Below are 17044 nucleotides of genomic sequence, written 5' to 3' on the forward strand. Positions count from 1 at the left end.
ATTCTAGAATGGTAATTCGGCGTAAACACCTTTTATGAATGCGCTGGAGGTGTCCCAGTTTTTTATCGTGCCGAGAGTGTTTGAGAAGCTTGTTGCGTCTGCGTCATACCATTTTCCGTTGATATACAACTGTCCCCAGACATGTCCATAGGTGTTTCCGCTTCTAAATACGCATTTACCATGCATGTACCTTGCGGGTATGTTTGCAGACCTTGCAAGAGCAACCAGAAGATGTGTGTGGTCACAGCAGTTGGCTGACCCCTTGTGGAGTGTCTCAACCGCACCGTTTTTTGTGTTGTAGTAGAAGCTGTAGTCTATATTATCCCTGACCCAGTTGAATATGCGGACAGCTTTCTCATAGGTTGAAGTGCATCCTGAAGTCAGGTTAGAACTTAGAGAAGAAATTTCAGGATCCGAAACCTGGCAGTTTTCTGTTTCCCTGAGGTAATCACCCATCTCAGCATACCCGATCCGAGTAACCTTTCTGTAGCGTGTCTCTGTAACCCATCTGTAGGTTTTACGGTACTTGGTCACATAGGTGTAGCTGTAGACGTACCTCACCCTGTACTTTCCCTTCCTGTAGTAGTACCTCTTTATGGGTGTCTTAACCTTCACTGTGTAGGGTTTCATGTAGGAAACCTTCACCCTCACAGTATACGGGACATAGTCGTGGTAGGTGTAGCTCACTGTTGTTGATGGAGATACCTTTGTGTACGCAGATGTGCTGGCTGCTGTGCTGTTAACCGTTGCATTGGATGTTACATTTGAATCAGCTGCACTCACATACCCTGCAGGCAACACTGCCACTCCAAGAAGTAGCAGCACTGCAAATATCGAGTGACGCTTAATTTTACCGCCTCCATTGTGGGGGTAACTCTCCCCCGTGGACATTCAAGAATTCTATGCCACTCCATTTATAAGTTTTTGGTCCATTTAAGCAGAATACAACCTTATTTAAATGCATTCCACCAAATTACTAATAAATTAGCAAAGGTGATTGACGTGATCAGTGCGGGTATTATTGGAGCCAGCGGATATACAGGTGGTGAACTCCTCAGATTACTTTATAACCACAGTAAGGTGGAGGTGGTGGCTGCAACCTCAAGGCAGTACAGGGGTCTTCCTGTATCGCGGGTACATCCCCACCTCCAGGACACTGACCTGAAATTCGAGGAGTCCATGGAAAAAATGGACGCGGATATCGTTTTCACGGCCACCCCACATGGAGCCTCCATGAAGATCGTTCCTGATCTGCTAGAGAGGGGTATGCGGGTTGTGGATCTCAGCGGGGACTACAGGTTCCAGGACACAAGTACCTATGAGGAGTGGTATGGGATCAAACATGAAAAACCCCTTGAAGCTGTCTATGGTCTTCCCGAGATTCACCGGGAGGAGATAGAATCTGCAGATCTTGTGGCGAATCCCGGATGTTTTCCCACAGGTGCAATACTTGCATGTCTCCCCCTGGTTTATGAGAAGCTTGCTGACACATTCATAATTGATTCAAAGACAGGTGTGAGTGGTGCCGGTGTGAAGCCAACCCCCCTCACTCACTACCCTGAATGCAGTGACAATGTTACCGCCTACAACGTGACAAGACACAGGCACACACCTGAAATAAGGCAGGAACTTTCAAGGTTCAACCCTGTGAGGCTCAGCTTCACCCCACACCTTGTCCCGGTAACCAGGGGCATCCTCACAACCGCACACGCCTTCCTCAGTGAGGACCTCAGTCAGGATGAACTCAGGGAGATATTCCAGGGCTTCTACGATGGAGAACCCTTTGTCAGGGTTGTCGATGGGATGCCTGTGCTCAGTGCCGTGAGGGGTTCAAACTTCTGCCACATAGGATGCTTTGAGGTGGATGATAACCAGAGGGCCGTTATAGTCTCTGCCATAGACAACCTTGTGAAGGGTGCCTCAGGTCAGGCCATACAGAACATGAACATAATGTGTGGATTCAGTGAGGTGGAGGGCCTTGACTTCCCTGGAATGCATCCATGAGATTCTGGATTCAAGGGAAATATTAAGTGAACAGAAAATTATATTATAAATAAATGGATCAGATTATCTGTTAGGTGATGAAGCTGAGTGATACGATGAAGACATGTGTGATCTACTATTCACGCACAGGAAACACTGCAATGGTGGCAAAGACACTTGCAGAGGAATTGAATGCTGATCTAATTGAAATCAAGGATCTTAAGGATAGAAAAGGATTTTTAAGTAGTTTTAAGTCCTCAATAGATGCGCTTAGGGAATCAAAAACCCCGATCAGTCCAGAAAGGGTTGAACTCTCAGAATATGACCTCATATACATTGGCACCCCAACCTGGGCCGGAAAGCCCTCACCTGCAGTGATAACATTCATTGACAGGGCAGATTTCATGGGAAAGGACGTGATACCCTTTACAACCATGAGCAGACAGGGTGGTGAGGGGGTAATCGAACGCATGTCTGAAAAGATAAGGGCCCGTGGAGGCCGTATAGTGAACTTCTTCATGCAGAAAACCGGCGGAAAGGAACTTATCCAGGTAAGGGAGGATACACTCAAGATTATGGCAGAAAAGGACCTGAAGATATACAGCTCCAGGTGATGAACTGCCAGAGAGATCAGGTGATAACATTGTTTGATAGGATATTCAGATCATACAAGCCGCTCATAGCAATACCTGCAGCAATAACACTGCTGGCCCTTCTCCTTGTGGTTTTCCATGGTCTCAATGAAAGCGTGGACCTCAGGGGCGGGGCGCTCGCAGACCTCACCCTTGAGAAGAGCATCAGTGGTCCGGAACTGGAATCACTCCTCAAGGGTGAACTGGGCCTGGATGATGTGAAGGTGCTCTCTGTGACAGGTAAAAGGGCGACGGTACAGTTCGGTACCGATGTGGATGTTGTCAGGGTGAGTGATGCCCTTAAGGGAACCGCAACCATAAACAGTTACAAGTCAGTAGGCCCTGTCCTGAGCAAGCAGGCACTGAATCAGATATACTGGGCCGTTGGATTTGCATTCCTCTTCATGTCGATCACCGTCTTCATAGTATTCCGGGACCCGATACCCTCCATCGCTGTTATCCTTGCAGCAGCTTCCGACATAATAATAGCGGTTGGTGGGATGTCACTCTTCGGCATACCCCTCTCCCTCGCCTCAGTGGGGGCCATACTCATGCTCATAGGTTACAGTGTGGACACGGATATTCTCCTCACAACAAGGGTCCTGAAGCAGAAAAAGGGGGACATCAACCAGAGGGCTCTCGGGGCCCTGAAGACAGGGCTCACCATGTCCATATCAGCCATAGCCTCAATGACAGCCCTGTACCTGGTCACTGTCTTCCTTATGCCAGAGGCACAGGTCCTGAGTAACATAGCCGCTGTGCTCATAATAGGGCTCCTTGCAGACATCATAACCACCTGGCTCATGAACCTTGGAATTCTGAGGTGGTACCTGGAGGTTAAAGCATGAACAGGAAGGTTTCAAAATTCCTCAAAGATTACAGGGTTATACTTCTCCTTGTCCTTGTTGCAGGCAGTATAGCTGCGGTGTCAACCCTGGGGATCCAGCAGGGTCTTGACCTCAAGGGGGGTTCGCTCATACAGATACAGCTTGAAAAGCCGGTGGATGCTGCCACAATGAATACAGTGACAAGCGTGCTGGACAAGAGGCTCAACATATTCGGTGTCAAGGACGTGAAGGTGCGTGCCAGTGGCGATCAGAACGTTATAGTTGAAATTGCAGGGGTCCAGCCTGATCAGGTTGCAGACATAGTTGGGAAACCCGGTAAATTTGAGGCCCGCATAGGAAACGAGACCGTCCTTACAGGGGCGGACATTGTGAGTGTCCAGGCACCCATAATCACAGCCAATGAATGGGAGGTGCCCTTCAAGCTTTCAACTGCAGGGGCTCAGAGGTTCGCTGAGGCTGCCAGGGGCAAAGCAGGGCAGCCAGTCAACATGTACCTGGATGACCGTCTGATCACATCCCCTGAGATTTCACCGGAGGTTGCAACAGGAAAACCGACCACAGATGTCCGGATAACAGGGGCCGAGAACAGCAAGGAAGAGGCTGAGGCTCAGGCAAAGGAGATAGAGACACTCCTGAAATCAGGGTCTCTTCCTGTGAAGGTTAAAATTGTTGGTGTGAGTAGTGTATCTGCAGAACTTGGAAAACAGTTTGCAGAGGGTGCACTCATCGCAGGGCTTCTTGCTGTCCTTGCAATTGCCGTCATACTCATAATACGCTACAGGACACCCCTCCTGGTTGTGCCCATCTTCATGACGACCCTTGCGGAACTCATAATCATACTGGGCGCGGCTGCTGTTATAAGGTGGAACATTGACCTTGCGGCAATAGCAGGTATACTGGCAGCCATAGGTACCGGCGTTGATGACCAGATCATCATAACAGACGAGGTACTGGCAGGTGAGGGCAGGAGAACCAGACGTAAGTTCAGGATAAAGGATGCCTTCTTCATAATATTCGCATCTGCAGGTACCCTGATAGCCGCAATGCTTCCACTGGCCTACGTGGGCTTTTCAAGGGGTGCCACCGGTATAGGTCTCCTTTCAGGTTTCGCATTCACCACCGTCCTTGGGGTGCTTATAGGTGTGTTCATAACAAGACCTGTGTATGCAAAGTTCATTGAAACCTTCAATCTGGGTAGAAGGTGATCTGAAGGTGGGTATGAAATGAAGAAACCCTTTGAACTGCGGGTCAAGCCGATAAAGAACGGGACGGTTATAGACCATATAACCGCCAACAGGGCCCTCAATGTACTCAACATCCTTGGATTACCTGATGGGAGGAGCAAGGTGACGGTTGCCATGAACATGGATTCATCCCAGCTTGGCTCCAAGGATATTGTTAAGATAGAGAACAGGGAACTTGAGTCATCCGAGGTGGATCAGATAGCCCTGATAGCCCCGCGAGCTACCATAAACATCATAAGGGATTACAAGATTGTTGAAAAGGCCAAGGTGAGGCTTCTGGATGAGGTTAGGGGCATCCTGAGGTGTCCCAACCCCAACTGTATCACAAACAGCGATGAGGGCGTTGAGAACCGGTTCTATGTCATATCAAAGGAACCTGTGATGCTGCGATGCTATTACTGTGAGCGCCTCATCGAGACCGAGGAGATAGAATCCCAGTTTTAGGTGATTCCATGAGAGAGATTAAGGTATCTGCACTGGTCATCATCTTCCTGTTTCTTGTATCACCTGCAGCCGGTGCTGTTTTTGTAACCGATTCATCCCATGCCATTATAACGGCACCTGCGGCAGCCCATACAAAAAGCGGACTTGTGGTGAGCAGTTACACTCCAGAGAAGTCCGTCCTCAAGTATGTTAAGGGGATGGACACGGTTGTTGTTGGTGACGTTAAGGTTAATGGAACCCGTATCCCTGCAAGGACATCCTCCCTTGCACGTTACTGGAGCAGGAGCAACGTGGTTGTCCTTGGAACCGGGTCAGACATCTCAGCAGCCTATGCTGCAATAAAAAATGATGCACCCCTCCTTATAAGTGGAAAAACGCTGCCATCAGCCACCAGAACCGAAATAAAACGTTTGAAGCCCAAGAAGATAATCATATGCGCCCCAGCATCAGCCATACCCTCATCATCACTGAAGGGTCTTGGCATACCCTACCAGAGGGTGTGGTATGGCAGTGATTCAGCCACACTGAGCGCCCTTCAGCCAAAATCAGGACCAAGGGTCATGGCACCCAGGTCGCTTCTACCCGTGGCAATGACACTCTGGAAATCAGGCGTGTTCTCCACATCCACATCAGTTAGAGTCAATGGAACGGTTCTCTGGTCATCATGCTATCCAACCACATCTGTTATAATGAACCGCTACGCTTCAGGTGCGCCAGAGACCATATATATAAGCTCAGACAGGTTGAATGGTGTTAATGGAAGAACACTCATGGAATCCATAAAGGCAGAGATAGCAGGGTCAGCCAGGGTTATACTAGATGAGAGGTCACCGGCCCCCGGGGAAGCCGACCGTGCCATTAAGAATGCCCCCCCAGGCTCCCTTGCCGTTTACATAGCAGCCGCATGTCCCGGGACGATGTACAACACCATCTCAGGGATAAAATCAGGTTACCTCAGATCATACGCCTCCAGGCTCGACGGGGTGGCCTATGTGAATTACGGTAGCCTCAACCTTGAGAAGACCAGCTACCTATCAAGGGCTTGGGATGATAACTTCTCAAACGTCTACTTTGCAGGGATCAGTAAACCCTCAGAGTACCTCAGGAGTGCAGGTATTCTCCTCCTGGAACCAAAGGTTTTACCCCAGAGCCAGCAGGTCCACTTCACAGCAATGAATCTCATCGACTACGCCTACTCTGCAGATGGCGAGCACCTGAGGACAGTGAATTCATCAGTGTACATCGCAAGGCATGAGATCGATCCAACCACACTCTCAGCAGATGCCCGCCGCATAGTCAGTGGTAATACAACCGAAATGGCCCGGGAGGAGTGGGTCTACCTTGCATCCCAGTACATAGCAGGGCTTCCCATCAGAAAGAACACAACTGCAATATCCGACGCAAGTTCATCAAGCAACACCTACACAGGGACACTCACAAGGGCCGAGTACCGTGACGCCGCAAGGAGGGTCTATGAATTCGCAAAGATCAACAGGAGGCTTCCAGCCTATGTCTCAGTGGGTGATAAGAAGCTTGGGAGGGACGAGTACACACTGATGTTTGCACAGATAATTCAGAACCACACAGATAAGAGCAAGATGGTGTTCCCATCATCTGTTAAGGTGGGTGAGAGTCTCATTGACACTGTGGTCCAGTTCATAAAGGACCTCATAACATAGATGTGTCAAAAATCTCTTTTTTAATTTAACCTCTTCATCTCTTTAATTGATATGTTTTTTCTGCAAAAAACGAATGCAGATAATGTTCCATTAAAAAGGAAGGAATAGGTTATTCCTAGATGCCTTTGTCTAAGACTTCGGCTCTGGAAGTTCCCGATAATTACCTCTTTCAGAAGCCCTTGAACACCGATATTTTCCCTAAATATTGTGACCTCATCAGATGATGCCGTTGTACTTCAGGAAGGCTATCATCTGGGTGTAGGATTTTGTAACACTCCCCGATGCAACCGAACCATGGGGGGATCTGACCTCAGCTGTAACTGCGGGGATACCTGCAAGGTTGCAGACATCCTCAAGGGCCCCAGGATAATCCTTACCTGCCACCTGTGATGGTATGAGGGCTGAGCCGCTGTAGCGGCTCATATAGGATGCCATCCTGTAGCTCTCATAGGTGGGTATCCTTGTGCAGAGAATCGATGTTTTCCCCGGCACTCCACCGGGCCTTGTTGAGTGGAAGTCCCCCACGGCACACACACCCCTTGAAGCAGCGACCTGAACTATCCTGTTGGATGGTGTGCCCCTCACATTTGCAATGCTGTTGGGGTTCTTACCATTCCAGTACCTGGAACTTCTGGCAGTGGATGAGGGTATGAGGAAGGGTACAACGTAGACCGTTCCGTTTATCCTTTTACCTGAAAGATAATTTATGAGTTTAACAGCGGCAATTGAAGCTGGAAGTTCATTTCCATGGACCCCTGCAACTACTATAACTTTCCTGCTACCATTTCCAAATGTGAACATTGGCGTGCCCTTTTTTGCGGCCTGAAAAACCTCTGATGTTACCGATGTGTGAGGGGAGTAGTGCCTGATGTAATAGTTCTTTGATACATCCCCACCGGTACCAGTATAGATGATCTCAGTTTTGAGTGCCGAAGCCACGGGCACAGATGAAAGGAAAAGTGCAAGTGTAATAAGAATCGTTAGAAATTTCAACGGTACTTTCCTCATAATCTTCACCTGCCCTACATTATATTCAGCATCCTATATTGATTTTTGGTTCCAGAAAAAGACCTTTAAAAAAAATTGTGTCTCCAGTAGATCCATAGAGCAGAGAAAAAGAGGGTCGTTTAAAAAGATAAAATGTTATATATCAGATGTCAGGTGCCTTGCAAGGCGCCTTGCAAGTGCCATGAGGGTGAGGATTGGTGGGGCCCCTGGTGCCTCAGGCAGAACACTGGCATCGGCCACGAAGAGGCCCTGAATGGATGTTTGAAGGTTTGCGTCCACAACATCCCCTATGGCCGCTGTACCCCCAGGGTGGGCTCCACGGGGGCGTGTGGATCGTAGGGTATCCGCCCTTACCCCTGCCTCAGATAAAATCGCCCCTGCAAGGGCGGCGCCCTCAGCGAGATACCTAACATCCCTCTGGGTATGATGCTTCACAACCCTACCCGTCTCCACACGACCGCAGGCCTCATCCCTTATCTTGACCATGAGCCCCAGAACGTCACCCCTATCCCTTTCAGGGAAGAGAAGGGTTGAGAAGTGGGGTGAAAGTATGAAGCCGTCCATTTCAATGAGTGCATTCATCTGGACCTCATCACAGAACCCGATCCCATCAAGTATGCCCCCCACCGTAACGAAGGTGTCCATGAAGAACTTTCTCCCTGCATCAATACCTGCCCTCATTAGGATTCTTGGGGTTTCAACTGCCCCTGCTGCCAGGACAACGGTTTCATCATGGAAACTGCCTGCTGATGTTTCAAGACCCCTGACCTTCCCCCCCTCCAGGATCAGGTCCCTTGCCTCTGTCTCCTTAACCAGCACCGCGCCGTGTTCAATGGCCTCATCCATGAATTCCCTGGCAGACCATTTGGCACTCCTGGGGCAGCCAAAGGAGCATTTACCGCATGGTCTGCATTTTTCGGGTCTTATGAACTTTGGCATCCTCCTGATTTTAAGTCCAAGGGACTCTGCCGCATCCATGATGAGTGCAGTCCCCCTCCCGATGTGTGTATCAGGGAGTTCCCGCACATTAAGTTCCCTTTCAATGGCATCGAGATCATCTGTTATATCAACACCATAATCCTTCAGCGTGTCCTCAAGGACTCTTACGGCGTTACCTGCTGCCACGAGTGTCGATCCACCCACACAGCTTGTTTTAAGGATGTCAGGGTCATCTGAACTCTCATCGTAGCACAGAAATGCGTCCCTGTCCTGAACGTAGGGGCCCCTTTCTATTACGGTAACATCAAATCCCCCCACTGCAAGTTCCCTTGCAAGGGTTGCCCCTGAGGCCCCTGAACCGACTATGAGAACCATAATTCACCTTTTCTTCAGGATCTGAAAACCGGATCCTTGTTTCATTCAAATAGCATTATGGCCCTTGTAGGGCATGAGTTCACACAGAAGCTGCATCCTATGCACTTCTGGTCGTCAATTCTTATCTCCCAGTCATCCTCGATGCATATTGCGCTCACAGGACAGAGTGAGACGCAGGCCCCACAGTCAACGCACTTCTCCCTGTCCTTCTTCACCACCCTCATTGCAGGGTGAACCTCAATTCCAGCGTCCTCGATGAAGTCTATTCCCTCCTTCTCCTCCGGACCGCTTATCTCAACGAGCATCTTACCCCCGCGGGGTGTGATGTTGGCACGGAGTATGTTGAAGTCAATGTCGTACCTCTTTATTGCCTCTGATATTATGGATTTGTTAACGATATTAGGTGAGAATTTAAGCCAGGCCTTCATATTGACTCTCCCCTATTCTCCAGTTTTCCTATCAGCCTTGAAATATCCTCTGCTGTGATTATACCCTTCACCCGGTTTTCCTCATCCACTATCGGTAAACCTGATATGTTATATTTATCTATACGTCTTGCAACAACGTCCACGGGTTCATTTTCCCGTGCTACGATTACTCTACGGGTCATTACATCCTTAAGGCTTCTCTTACCCCTTGCAACTGCATCTGCGATGTCCCATGATGTCACAATACCCCTGAGGATGCCCTGGCTGTCAACAACAGGTATATGGTTTATGTTGTTGTCAACCATCTTCCTCGCCACCTCCCTGAGGTCGTCATCCTCATGGGTCATTATCACAGGTTTGCTCTCAAGTTCCCTCACCATGATGGAGGGCCTCCTTATTTCCAGTGGCTTTGTGGAATGGCCCCTCGATGGTAGGGGTTTTATGGGTTCTGTGAGGAGGAAATCTCCCCTTTCAATCCATGATTTCAGTTCCTCTGCAATCTCCCTCGCCTTTTTAAGTGATGAAAGTGGAGATGTTGGGACCTCAACACCATTTATTTCAATTTTACCTGATTTGAGCTCCTTATAGTTTGTTTCCATGATAACTGGTCTTGATCTTCTTGGAACACCGTAGTCTATCACCCTGCAGACTATTTCCTCATCTGATATTCCTGTTGCAGCTGCTATATCCTCATTGAGTACCGGTATGGGTATCCCCGCCCCAACATAGAGTGTGGGGCCGTACCTTGGCATGGTCGCCCCCCTCACGTATTCAGGGTCCATCTCCTTCATATCACCCCTGACCATGAGGGTCCCTGCGGCTGAAATAGGAACACCATTCTTTCTATCCACATCTGTTGAGTGCTGTGTGCCCTCCCCGATTATATAGCCCTCTGCACCGCAGAGGAATATCTTTGTGCCCAAACCGATCGTCTGGAAGTATGGGTCATTGAGGAGGGGGCTCAGTTCCCCTGCACTTGAATATGTCACATTACCGTAATTTGGAAGGAGTGTTCCCATGTAGGTGTAGAGGGTCTCCTGGGTTGAATTGACGGCAACCGCATAGTTCTGGTAGCAGTTTCTGGGGTTCACCATTACCGCCTGGTTTATTGTATCGAGACTTATGAGGGTCTCCACGCTCTTTAATGGGTAGCAGTCGGTACCATAGGCCTCTGCAACCAGTTCTATCTCCTTTCCCCTTATGAGGTCCTCTATGACATGTGAACCCCCATAGCTGAGGCCTATCTCAGGGTCCCTGTTTGGCTGTGTTGCCCCTATATAGGCGTCCACAGCTGCAAGTCCGGAATATGCCTCCACACCATTCAGGTACGTTTTCGACATCTTTATTGGTGGATCAGAGTGACCGAAGTTGAGGAAAGCGCCTGATGAACACATAGCACCAAATGTACCGGTTGTAACAACATCAACTTCCCTTGCAGCATCTTCTGGTCCGGTTTCAGCCACAATTGCCGTCATCTCAGCTGCAGTTACGACGACAGCATCCCCATCCCTGATCTTCTGGTTTATTTCCTCAATTGTTTTCAATATACCACATCCGGTGCTATCTGTAAAATAAACTGATTAGTTGGTATATGGGTGTTCATTTAAATAATTTATCTAATCCACTGAATCTCCCAATCAAGATCTGCCTACTTGCAATGGCATTCTAAACCTTAATGGATACCATTCAACTAAACAGGCAAAAGAATCATAAGGCTCCACTTACAGATAAACCTAGAGAAACTTCTTGAAGGCTGATGGGAAATGGATATCGATATGGATCATCTGGAGAGGGTAATCAGCGGTATAGCTGAAAAGGTAGAATACGCAGATTTAAGGGCAGGGACCTCATCTTCAGGTTCAATTATACTCAAGGACGGCAACGTACAGGAGGTCAAGTCAGGAGAGGCTGCAGGGTTCAGAATAAGGGTGCTCAAAAATGGTTCATGGGGATTCGCCTTCACCGATGAACCAGAAGAACTGGAGGGAATGGCACTCCATGCTTTAAAGATGGCAGAATCACTGAGGGGCGATGTTGAGGTTGGTTCACTGCAGCCCCAAAACGATAAGACAACCGTTAAATCATCAAGGGCCCCCTCAGATGTTCCAGCAGATGAGAAACGGGAGCTTGTATTTGATGCCCACCATGCGGCATCGGTTGATGGGGTTGTGAGCACCACCGTGAGCTACGTTGATATGGAGAGTTCAACCGTTTTCCTCAACTCTGAGGGATCCTGCATAGAGATGAACGATTCAAAGGTTGCCCTGTTCCTCAATGCCGTTGCATCCGACGGTACCGGCATCCAGTTTGGGCATGGTAGCTGCGGCGGTACAGGAGGATTTGAGATACTTGAAAGGGAGGACATCGAAGAATTCGGGCGCAGAACAGGTGAGAAGGCGGTGAGACTCCTATCAGCAGATTCTCCCCCATCAGGACGCTTCCAGGTAATAACAGACCCTGAACTTACAGGTGTCTTCATACATGAGGCCCTGGGGCATGCCGCAGAGGCTGACCTCATACTTCAGGGTGACTCAATCCTTGAGGGAAAGCTCGGTGAGAGGATCGCCTCAGAGTCTGTGACCATAGTTGACGATCCAACCGTAGAGGGTTTTGGTAGTTACAGCTACGATGCAGAGGGTGTGGAGGCATCAAGGACTGTTCTTGTCGAGAATGGAGCTCTCAGATCACTCCTGAATTCCAGGGAAACGGCCTTCAAGCTTGGTCTTGAACCATCAGGAAATGCACGTTCAGCCATAGGGGACCAGCCCATTGTCAGGATGAGCAACACATTCCTTGAACCAGGAGACCTATCATTTGATGAACTCGTTGAGGATATACGTGACGGCATCTACCTTCGGGGTTCAAGGGGAGGTCAGGTTGATACAGGTAAGGGGATATTCCAGTTCAATGCGGCTGAATCATTCAGGATAAGGAATGGTGAGATATGTGAGCCCCTCAGGGATGTTTCACTTTCAGGAAACGTTCTTGAGACCCTCATGAACGTTGATGGTGTTGGGTCAGACTTCAAACTTGGTATTGGCTTCTGCGGTAAATCAGGACAGAGCGTCCCTGTGGGTGATGGGGGGCCCCATGTGAGGATACTGAATGCAATGGTTGGTGGAACATGAAATCCATATCAAGAGAGGAGGGAAAACTGCTTGTTGAAATTGCAAGGAGTGTTATTGAGGAGCACCTGCACGGCTCCGAAACCTTCAGATTACCATCGGATCTTCCTGACAAATTCAGAGAGAAGAGGGGAGTATTCGTTACACTGGAGAAGAATGGTGAGCTCAGGGGATGCATAGGTTACCCTGAACCGGTAAGGCCCCTCATAGATGCCCTCATCGACGCCGCCATCTCCGCGGCCACACGTGACCCCCGGTTCCCTCCTGTTGAACCCGAGGAACTTGATGAGATAGAGGTTGAGGTCAGCGTACTCACACCACCCAGCCCCATCAGGGTTGAGAATCCTTCTGATTATCCCCAGAGAATAAGGGTTGGTGTTGATGGCCTCATCGTTGAGAGGGGATGGGCCAGGGGCCTTCTCCTGCCACAGGTTGCAACAGAGTGGGGATGGGATGCTGAGGAGTTCCTCTGCAACACATGTATGAAGGCTGGACTCCCACCTGACTGCTTCTATGACCCCCAGACAAGGGTTTACAGGTTTCAGGCCCAGATATTCAGTGAAAGGGATTATGAATAAAAACCCCAAATCATACCCCTGAGCTTCACCACGCATAAATACATATCCAAAGTTATCAATAGAGAAGAGTGATTTTCATGATAATACCAACAGTTCCAACAGCAGATGAACTCCTTGATAAGGGATTCAGGAGGGCCAGAAAGGCCGCATCCCTCAAGAGGAGTTCAAAGATCCCTGGACAGAAGAAGGCCAAGATAATTGAATCCACACGCATCCAGACAGCATGCCAGGTTATAAGGGACCGTCTGAAGATGATCATCCAGCGCATACCCGATATAGAGTCACTGCCAGAGTTCTATCAGGACTACATCGATGTAACAGTGGGTGTGGATGACCTCAAAAAGTCCCTCGGCGCGCTTAACTGGGCTGTCGGAATACTAAATCAGCTTGAATCCGATTACATGAAAAAAATCAAACGTTCAAAGCCATCAGATGCATCCAACCTAAGAAGAGAGGCCTTCGGGAGGATATCATCAGTTGTGAGAAGAATTGAAGGGGACCTTGACTTCCTTGACTTTGCAAAGAACAAACTCAGGAACATGCCAACCGTGGACTTCGATGCATTCACGGTTGTTATAGCGGGCTTCCCAAATGTGGGGAAATCCACGCTCCTCAGGACACTGACTGGTGCAGAACCAGAGGTTGCTGATTACCCCTTCACCACCAAGGGTATACAGATAGGCCACCTTGAACGTAAATGGCGGAAAATCCAGGTAATAGATACTCCAGGTCTCCTTGACCGGCCGGTTGAGGATATGAACAATATTGAACTCCAGGCCATGGTTGCCCTTGAGAACATAGCAGATGTCATACTCTTCATATTTGACGCCTCAGAAACCTGCGGGTACACGCTCGAAAGCCAGTACAGCCTCTACCTTGGCATAAAGGGCGTCTTTGACACCCCAATAATCACGGTTTTCAACAAGATGGACCTTGCAGAAAATGTTAAGTATCTGGAAGAATATATTAATATGGTTGAGGAACCACTGATGGTGTCTGCATTCCAGGGCAGAGGGGTCTCCGAGATAGTAAAAAAACTGGAGGGTTTATATGAAAAAGAAACTGGAAAAACCCATGACAATGTTTGAGAAGAGAAGGCTGATGGCTGAGAAGATGATGGAGGATATGATAAAGAACATGAAAGAGATGCAGAAGGAGTTCGAGAAGAAGATATCAGAGTACACCGAGAACATACCTGAAAAGCTGAACATGGACGTCATAGAAACAGATGATCAGATAATTATAAAGACGGACCTTCCCGGTGTTAAGAAGGAAGATATAAACATAGAACTCACAGAAAATACCATATCCATATCTGCAGTCTTTGAAGAGGAAATTGAGGTCAAGGAGGCCAATTTCGTCAAAAAGGAAAGGAAATACGGTGAGGCAAGAAGGGAGATGAGGCTCCCTGAAAAGATAAAGGTCGAAGAGGCCAAGGCCAAATTTGAAAATGGTGTCCTTACAGTTGAGCTCCCAAAGGTGGAGGTCAAAAAGAAACAGGTCCTCAAGGTGGAATGAACCACCTACTATTTTTTGTTGCCACTGGAACTTTAGGCTGATTTTTGCTGGCTAACTAAAGAAAAAATCGGTTCACGGATTACTTTAAAGAAAGTAATAATTCATTAGTATCTGACCTTGCCGATATGCCTCGTGCTTCCAGGATCCTCACCATTGAAGTGGGCAAGGTAGTATACGAACCACTCAAGGGGAACTGCAAGCACAAATGGTGAGAGCAGTGGACTGAGGTCAGAGTAATCAGACATCCTGAATACTATATTCAGAGCTCCAAGACTCTCACAGAACCTCAAAGCCCGCTCTGTAAGCTCATCACCCGGGAAGCCTGAATCAAGGAATATCACCGGCACCCCCTTCTCCACCCTCTCAATGAGCCCATGCCTGAATTCACCTGAATATAGTGGGCAGGCATGTTTCAGGGCGCCCTCCATGAGCATGGTCATGGCAAGCTTGTATGCCAGTCCATAGTTTGGGCCGCTCCCCATACAGTAGAATATATCCTCCCCTGCATGCTCCTCTGCAAGACCCCTGCAGTCATCCTCGGTGTCCCTAAGGAGCCTCCCGATCTCATCAGGTAGCTCGTCCAGTTCTGAGAGTATCCCCTCAGATAACTCATCGGTGCGCATGTCAAATAATATCCTGTAGAGGGTCAGGAGCTGTGTCATGTAGGTCTTGGTGCCAAGTATGGCCTCCTCTCTGCCGCAGCGGGTTATTATGGTGCTCTGGGACTCAGAGGCCATGGTGCTTTCAGGTTCATTTGTGATGGTCACCGTTTTAAGTCCAAGTTCATTGGCCCTTCTAAGTGCCGCGAGGGTATCTGCTGTCTCCCCGGACTGGGACGTGAATATAACCACAGAGTCCCTTTCCTCAATCTTTCTGTGGTAGTAGAATTCATAGCCTGTCATGACATCAATGTTAAGCTCATAGTTCATTGCAACTGCATCCCTTGCACTGTAGCATGTGGATAGTGAACTTCCACAACCAACAAGGTATATGCGTCTGCAGTCAGCAATATCATTTGATATCCGGGACATTCTGTCCCCTTCAGCTTTAAGGGTCCTTTTAAGTGATTCTGGCTGTTCCATTAGTTCTTTGTACATCCGGTACTTCATTTCATCTCCCCAAAAGTTTTTCATAATCCTCAGCTATTCTAAGGGCCGCCTCTGCAACTTCAACGGCATCTCCTCCAGTGAGTACGATCATTGGCTCCTTACCCCATGCACCCCTGTGGTATATGACATCAGGGGGTGATTCTGAATTTCTTATGGCCTCCTCAACACCCCAGGGTATGGTGCCGCCCTCAACCTCCCGCATCTCTGGGGGTTCCCGGCTACGGTCATATGATGAGACCACCATTCCATGGTCCCCACAGATATCAATTATACTTTCATCAAATTTAATATTAAGTGCGCTTCTCTTCCAGGGAAAGTGCCTGTTGAGGGCTATTATGAAACGGGCCATGTGGGATGATGCCCCGAATTCAGGTTCCCTGCATGCGAAGGCCCTCCCACGGAACTCTGTGATTCTGCCAGGTACCGCCACAACATCTTCGATATCGCGGGGGTTTTCCCGTGCCATTACAAGGTTGGACCTCACCTCAGGTATGAGAATCCCGAAGCATTCAGATGATGATAGCATATCAAGGGCCATCTTAACGTTCTCTATTTCCATGATATCACTCAAAGAGAATATTCCAGTAAAATAGTTATATGGAGACCATTAATTTATAACTATAAGTTTTGAGGTGTCAGTATGGAGAAGGTGAAGGAATTCAGGGGTATAAAGGAACATCTCGGTGTATTCCGGGAGGCTGTTAAGGATGCTGATAGTATAGGCTTTGCAGGTGTACCCGGGGTCTGCACACCCTTTGCCCAGCTATTTGCATACGCCTCAAGGGACAAGGATAACATATTTATACCCAACACGGACTTTGAAAGGGCAAGAACACTGGAATTAACAGAGTACGGCGTTGAGCTTGGTGAAATGAAATCAGAAAAGGTCGATGTCCTCGTGCTGCTGGGGGGACTCTCAATGCCAGGTATAGGGTCAGATATTGAGGACGTTAAAAGGCTCGCCGATGAGGCCCTTGTTGAGGGCGGGATGCTCATGGGAATATGCTACATGGACATGTTTGCAAGGGCCGGATGGTACGACCTCCTTGACTTTGACTGTGTCATAAACGCAGATATAGAGGGTTTCGTCCTCAGAAGGTGATATTTATCGATTTAAATAGAAAAAATGAAGAT

At 48.5% G+C, this 17044-nt stretch carries 18 protein-coding genes; 11 read left to right on the forward strand and 7 right to left on the reverse strand.

Annotated features, from left to right (window positions below):
• Positions 1-3 precede the first annotated feature (3 nt).
• Positions 4-891 (reverse strand): transglutaminase family protein, encoded by an 888-nt coding sequence (locus tag AB9H23_RS04770; protein ID WP_370004355.1) that lies wholly within the window; start codon positions 889-891, stop codon positions 4-6.
• Positions 892-1002: 111 nt separating this feature from the next.
• On the opposite strand from AB9H23_RS04770, the gene argC reads away from it, so the two are divergent.
• The 6 genes from argC (at position 1003) to AB9H23_RS04800 (ending at position 6830) form a co-directional block, all read left to right on the forward strand.
• On the forward strand, positions 1003-2004 hold the full coding sequence (argC, locus tag AB9H23_RS04775) for an N-acetyl-gamma-glutamyl-phosphate reductase (RefSeq protein WP_321210899.1): 1002 nt from the start codon (positions 1003-1005) through the stop codon (positions 2002-2004).
• A gap of 95 nt (positions 2005-2099) precedes the next feature.
• A complete protein-coding gene (locus AB9H23_RS04780; RefSeq protein WP_321210900.1) occupies positions 2100-2597 on the forward strand; it encodes a flavodoxin in 498 nt (165 codons plus the stop codon).
• A gap of 29 nt (positions 2598-2626) precedes the next feature.
• Positions 2627-3463, forward strand: a complete 837-nt coding sequence (locus tag AB9H23_RS04785; RefSeq protein ID WP_370004357.1) for a protein translocase subunit SecF — start codon at positions 2627-2629, stop codon at positions 3461-3463.
• Positions 3460-4668, forward strand: coding sequence for a preprotein translocase subunit SecD (locus tag AB9H23_RS04790; protein ID WP_321210901.1), 1209 nt, complete (start codon positions 3460-3462; stop codon positions 4666-4668). Before AB9H23_RS04785 ends, AB9H23_RS04790 begins: the two co-directional genes overlap by 4 nt.
• A gap of 18 nt (positions 4669-4686) precedes the next feature.
• Positions 4687-5151, forward strand: a complete 465-nt coding sequence (gene pyrI, locus AB9H23_RS04795) for an aspartate carbamoyltransferase regulatory subunit (RefSeq protein ID WP_013296057.1) — start codon at positions 4687-4689, stop codon at positions 5149-5151.
• Positions 5152-5159: 8 nt separating this feature from the next.
• A complete protein-coding gene (locus AB9H23_RS04800) occupies positions 5160-6830 on the forward strand; it encodes a pseudomurein-binding repeat-containing protein (RefSeq protein WP_370004359.1) in 1671 nt (556 codons plus the stop codon).
• A gap of 216 nt (positions 6831-7046) precedes the next feature.
• Here AB9H23_RS04800 and AB9H23_RS04805 read toward each other — a convergent pair whose 3' ends face one another.
• The 4 genes from AB9H23_RS04805 to AB9H23_RS04820 form a co-directional block, all read right to left on the reverse strand.
• The gene (locus AB9H23_RS04805; RefSeq protein WP_370004360.1) at positions 7047-7838 is read right to left on the reverse strand and encodes a succinylglutamate desuccinylase/aspartoacylase family protein; all 792 of its coding nucleotides are present in this window, start codon (positions 7836-7838) and stop codon (positions 7047-7049) included.
• A 135-nt stretch (positions 7839-7973) separates the two neighbouring features.
• Entirely contained in the window at positions 7974-9152 is a 1179-nt protein-coding gene (locus AB9H23_RS04810) for a GMC family oxidoreductase N-terminal domain-containing protein (RefSeq protein WP_370004361.1), read from the reverse strand.
• A gap of 41 nt (positions 9153-9193) precedes the next feature.
• On the reverse strand, positions 9194-9580 hold the full coding sequence (locus tag AB9H23_RS04815) for a 4Fe-4S binding protein (RefSeq protein ID WP_147671707.1): 387 nt from the start codon (positions 9578-9580) through the stop codon (positions 9194-9196).
• On the reverse strand, positions 9577-11124 hold the full coding sequence (locus tag AB9H23_RS04820; protein WP_147671706.1) for a homocysteine biosynthesis protein: 1548 nt from the start codon (positions 11122-11124) through the stop codon (positions 9577-9579). The genes AB9H23_RS04815 and AB9H23_RS04820 overlap by 4 nt, the downstream gene beginning before the upstream one ends.
• Before the next feature lie 219 nt (positions 11125-11343).
• Here AB9H23_RS04820 and AB9H23_RS04825 point away from each other — a divergent pair, with 219 nt between their 5' ends.
• From AB9H23_RS04825 to AB9H23_RS04840, 4 genes are all read left to right on the forward strand, one after another.
• Complete coding sequence (locus AB9H23_RS04825; RefSeq protein WP_370004362.1) at positions 11344-12708, forward strand: TldD/PmbA family protein; 1365 nt, start codon at positions 11344-11346, stop codon at positions 12706-12708.
• A complete protein-coding gene (locus tag AB9H23_RS04830; protein ID WP_370004363.1) occupies positions 12705-13283 on the forward strand; it encodes a TIGR00296 family protein in 579 nt (192 codons plus the stop codon). Before AB9H23_RS04825 ends, AB9H23_RS04830 begins: the two co-directional genes overlap by 4 nt.
• A gap of 77 nt (positions 13284-13360) precedes the next feature.
• The gene (locus AB9H23_RS04835) at positions 13361-14371 is read left to right on the forward strand and encodes an NOG1 family protein (protein WP_370004364.1); all 1011 of its coding nucleotides are present in this window, start codon (positions 13361-13363) and stop codon (positions 14369-14371) included.
• Entirely contained in the window at positions 14334-14801 is a 468-nt protein-coding gene (locus AB9H23_RS04840; protein WP_370004365.1) for an Hsp20/alpha crystallin family protein, read from the forward strand. Before AB9H23_RS04835 ends, AB9H23_RS04840 begins: the two co-directional genes overlap by 38 nt.
• Positions 14802-14905: 104 nt before the next feature.
• On the opposite strand, the gene AB9H23_RS04845 is transcribed toward AB9H23_RS04840, so the two are convergent.
• Together AB9H23_RS04845 and AB9H23_RS04850 are read right to left on the reverse strand one after the other, a co-directional pair.
• Positions 14906-15910, reverse strand: coding sequence for an SIS domain-containing protein (locus AB9H23_RS04845; RefSeq protein WP_370004366.1), 1005 nt, complete (start codon positions 15908-15910; stop codon positions 14906-14908).
• 1 nt (position 15911) lies between these two features.
• Positions 15912-16469, reverse strand: a complete 558-nt coding sequence (locus AB9H23_RS04850) for a thiamine-phosphate synthase family protein (RefSeq protein ID WP_370004367.1) — start codon at positions 16467-16469, stop codon at positions 15912-15914.
• A gap of 81 nt (positions 16470-16550) precedes the next feature.
• Between AB9H23_RS04850 and AB9H23_RS04855 the strand changes: the two genes are divergently transcribed.
• On the forward strand, positions 16551-17012 hold the full coding sequence (locus tag AB9H23_RS04855; protein ID WP_370004368.1) for a DUF2124 family protein: 462 nt from the start codon (positions 16551-16553) through the stop codon (positions 17010-17012).
• Positions 17013-17044 lie beyond the last annotated feature (32 nt).

It is taken from the genome of Methanothermobacter sp. KEPCO 2 (assembly GCF_041228365.1).
Taxonomy (GTDB): domain Archaea; phylum Methanobacteriota; class Methanobacteria; order Methanobacteriales; family Methanothermobacteraceae; genus Methanothermobacter; species Methanothermobacter marburgensis.

Coding starts and splice junctions, on each gene's coding strand:
- AB9H23_RS04790 (WP_321210901.1), top strand. CDS start 3,460: ATGAACAGGAAGGTTTCAAAATTCCTCAAAGATTACAGGGTTATACTT.
- AB9H23_RS04855 (WP_370004368.1), top strand. CDS start 16,551: ATGGAGAAGGTGAAGGAATTCAGGGGTATAAAGGAACATCTCGGTGTA.
- pyrI (WP_013296057.1), top strand. CDS start 4,687: ATGAAGAAACCCTTTGAACTGCGGGTCAAGCCGATAAAGAACGGGACG.
- AB9H23_RS04840 (WP_370004365.1), top strand. CDS start 14,334: ATGAAAAAGAAACTGGAAAAACCCATGACAATGTTTGAGAAGAGAAGG.
- AB9H23_RS04780 (WP_321210900.1), top strand. CDS start 2,100: ATGAAGACATGTGTGATCTACTATTCACGCACAGGAAACACTGCAATG.
- AB9H23_RS04810 (WP_370004361.1), bottom strand. CDS start 9,152: ATGGTTCTCATAGTCGGTTCAGGGGCCTCAGGGGCAACCCTTGCAAGG.
- AB9H23_RS04770 (WP_370004355.1), bottom strand. CDS start 891: ATGTCCACGGGGGAGAGTTACCCCCACAATGGAGGCGGTAAAATTAAG.
- AB9H23_RS04830 (WP_370004363.1), top strand. CDS start 12,705: ATGAAATCCATATCAAGAGAGGAGGGAAAACTGCTTGTTGAAATTGCA.
- AB9H23_RS04800 (WP_370004359.1), top strand. CDS start 5,160: ATGAGAGAGATTAAGGTATCTGCACTGGTCATCATCTTCCTGTTTCTT.
- AB9H23_RS04815 (WP_147671707.1), bottom strand. CDS start 9,580: ATGAAGGCCTGGCTTAAATTCTCACCTAATATCGTTAACAAATCCATA.
- AB9H23_RS04850 (WP_370004367.1), bottom strand. CDS start 16,469: ATGGAAATAGAGAACGTTAAGATGGCCCTTGATATGCTATCATCATCT.
- AB9H23_RS04805 (WP_370004360.1), bottom strand. CDS start 7,838: ATGAGGAAAGTACCGTTGAAATTTCTAACGATTCTTATTACACTTGCA.
- AB9H23_RS04825 (WP_370004362.1), top strand. CDS start 11,344: ATGGATATCGATATGGATCATCTGGAGAGGGTAATCAGCGGTATAGCT.
- AB9H23_RS04835 (WP_370004364.1), top strand. CDS start 13,361: ATGATAATACCAACAGTTCCAACAGCAGATGAACTCCTTGATAAGGGA.
- AB9H23_RS04845 (WP_370004366.1), bottom strand. CDS start 15,910: ATGAAGTACCGGATGTACAAAGAACTAATGGAACAGCCAGAATCACTT.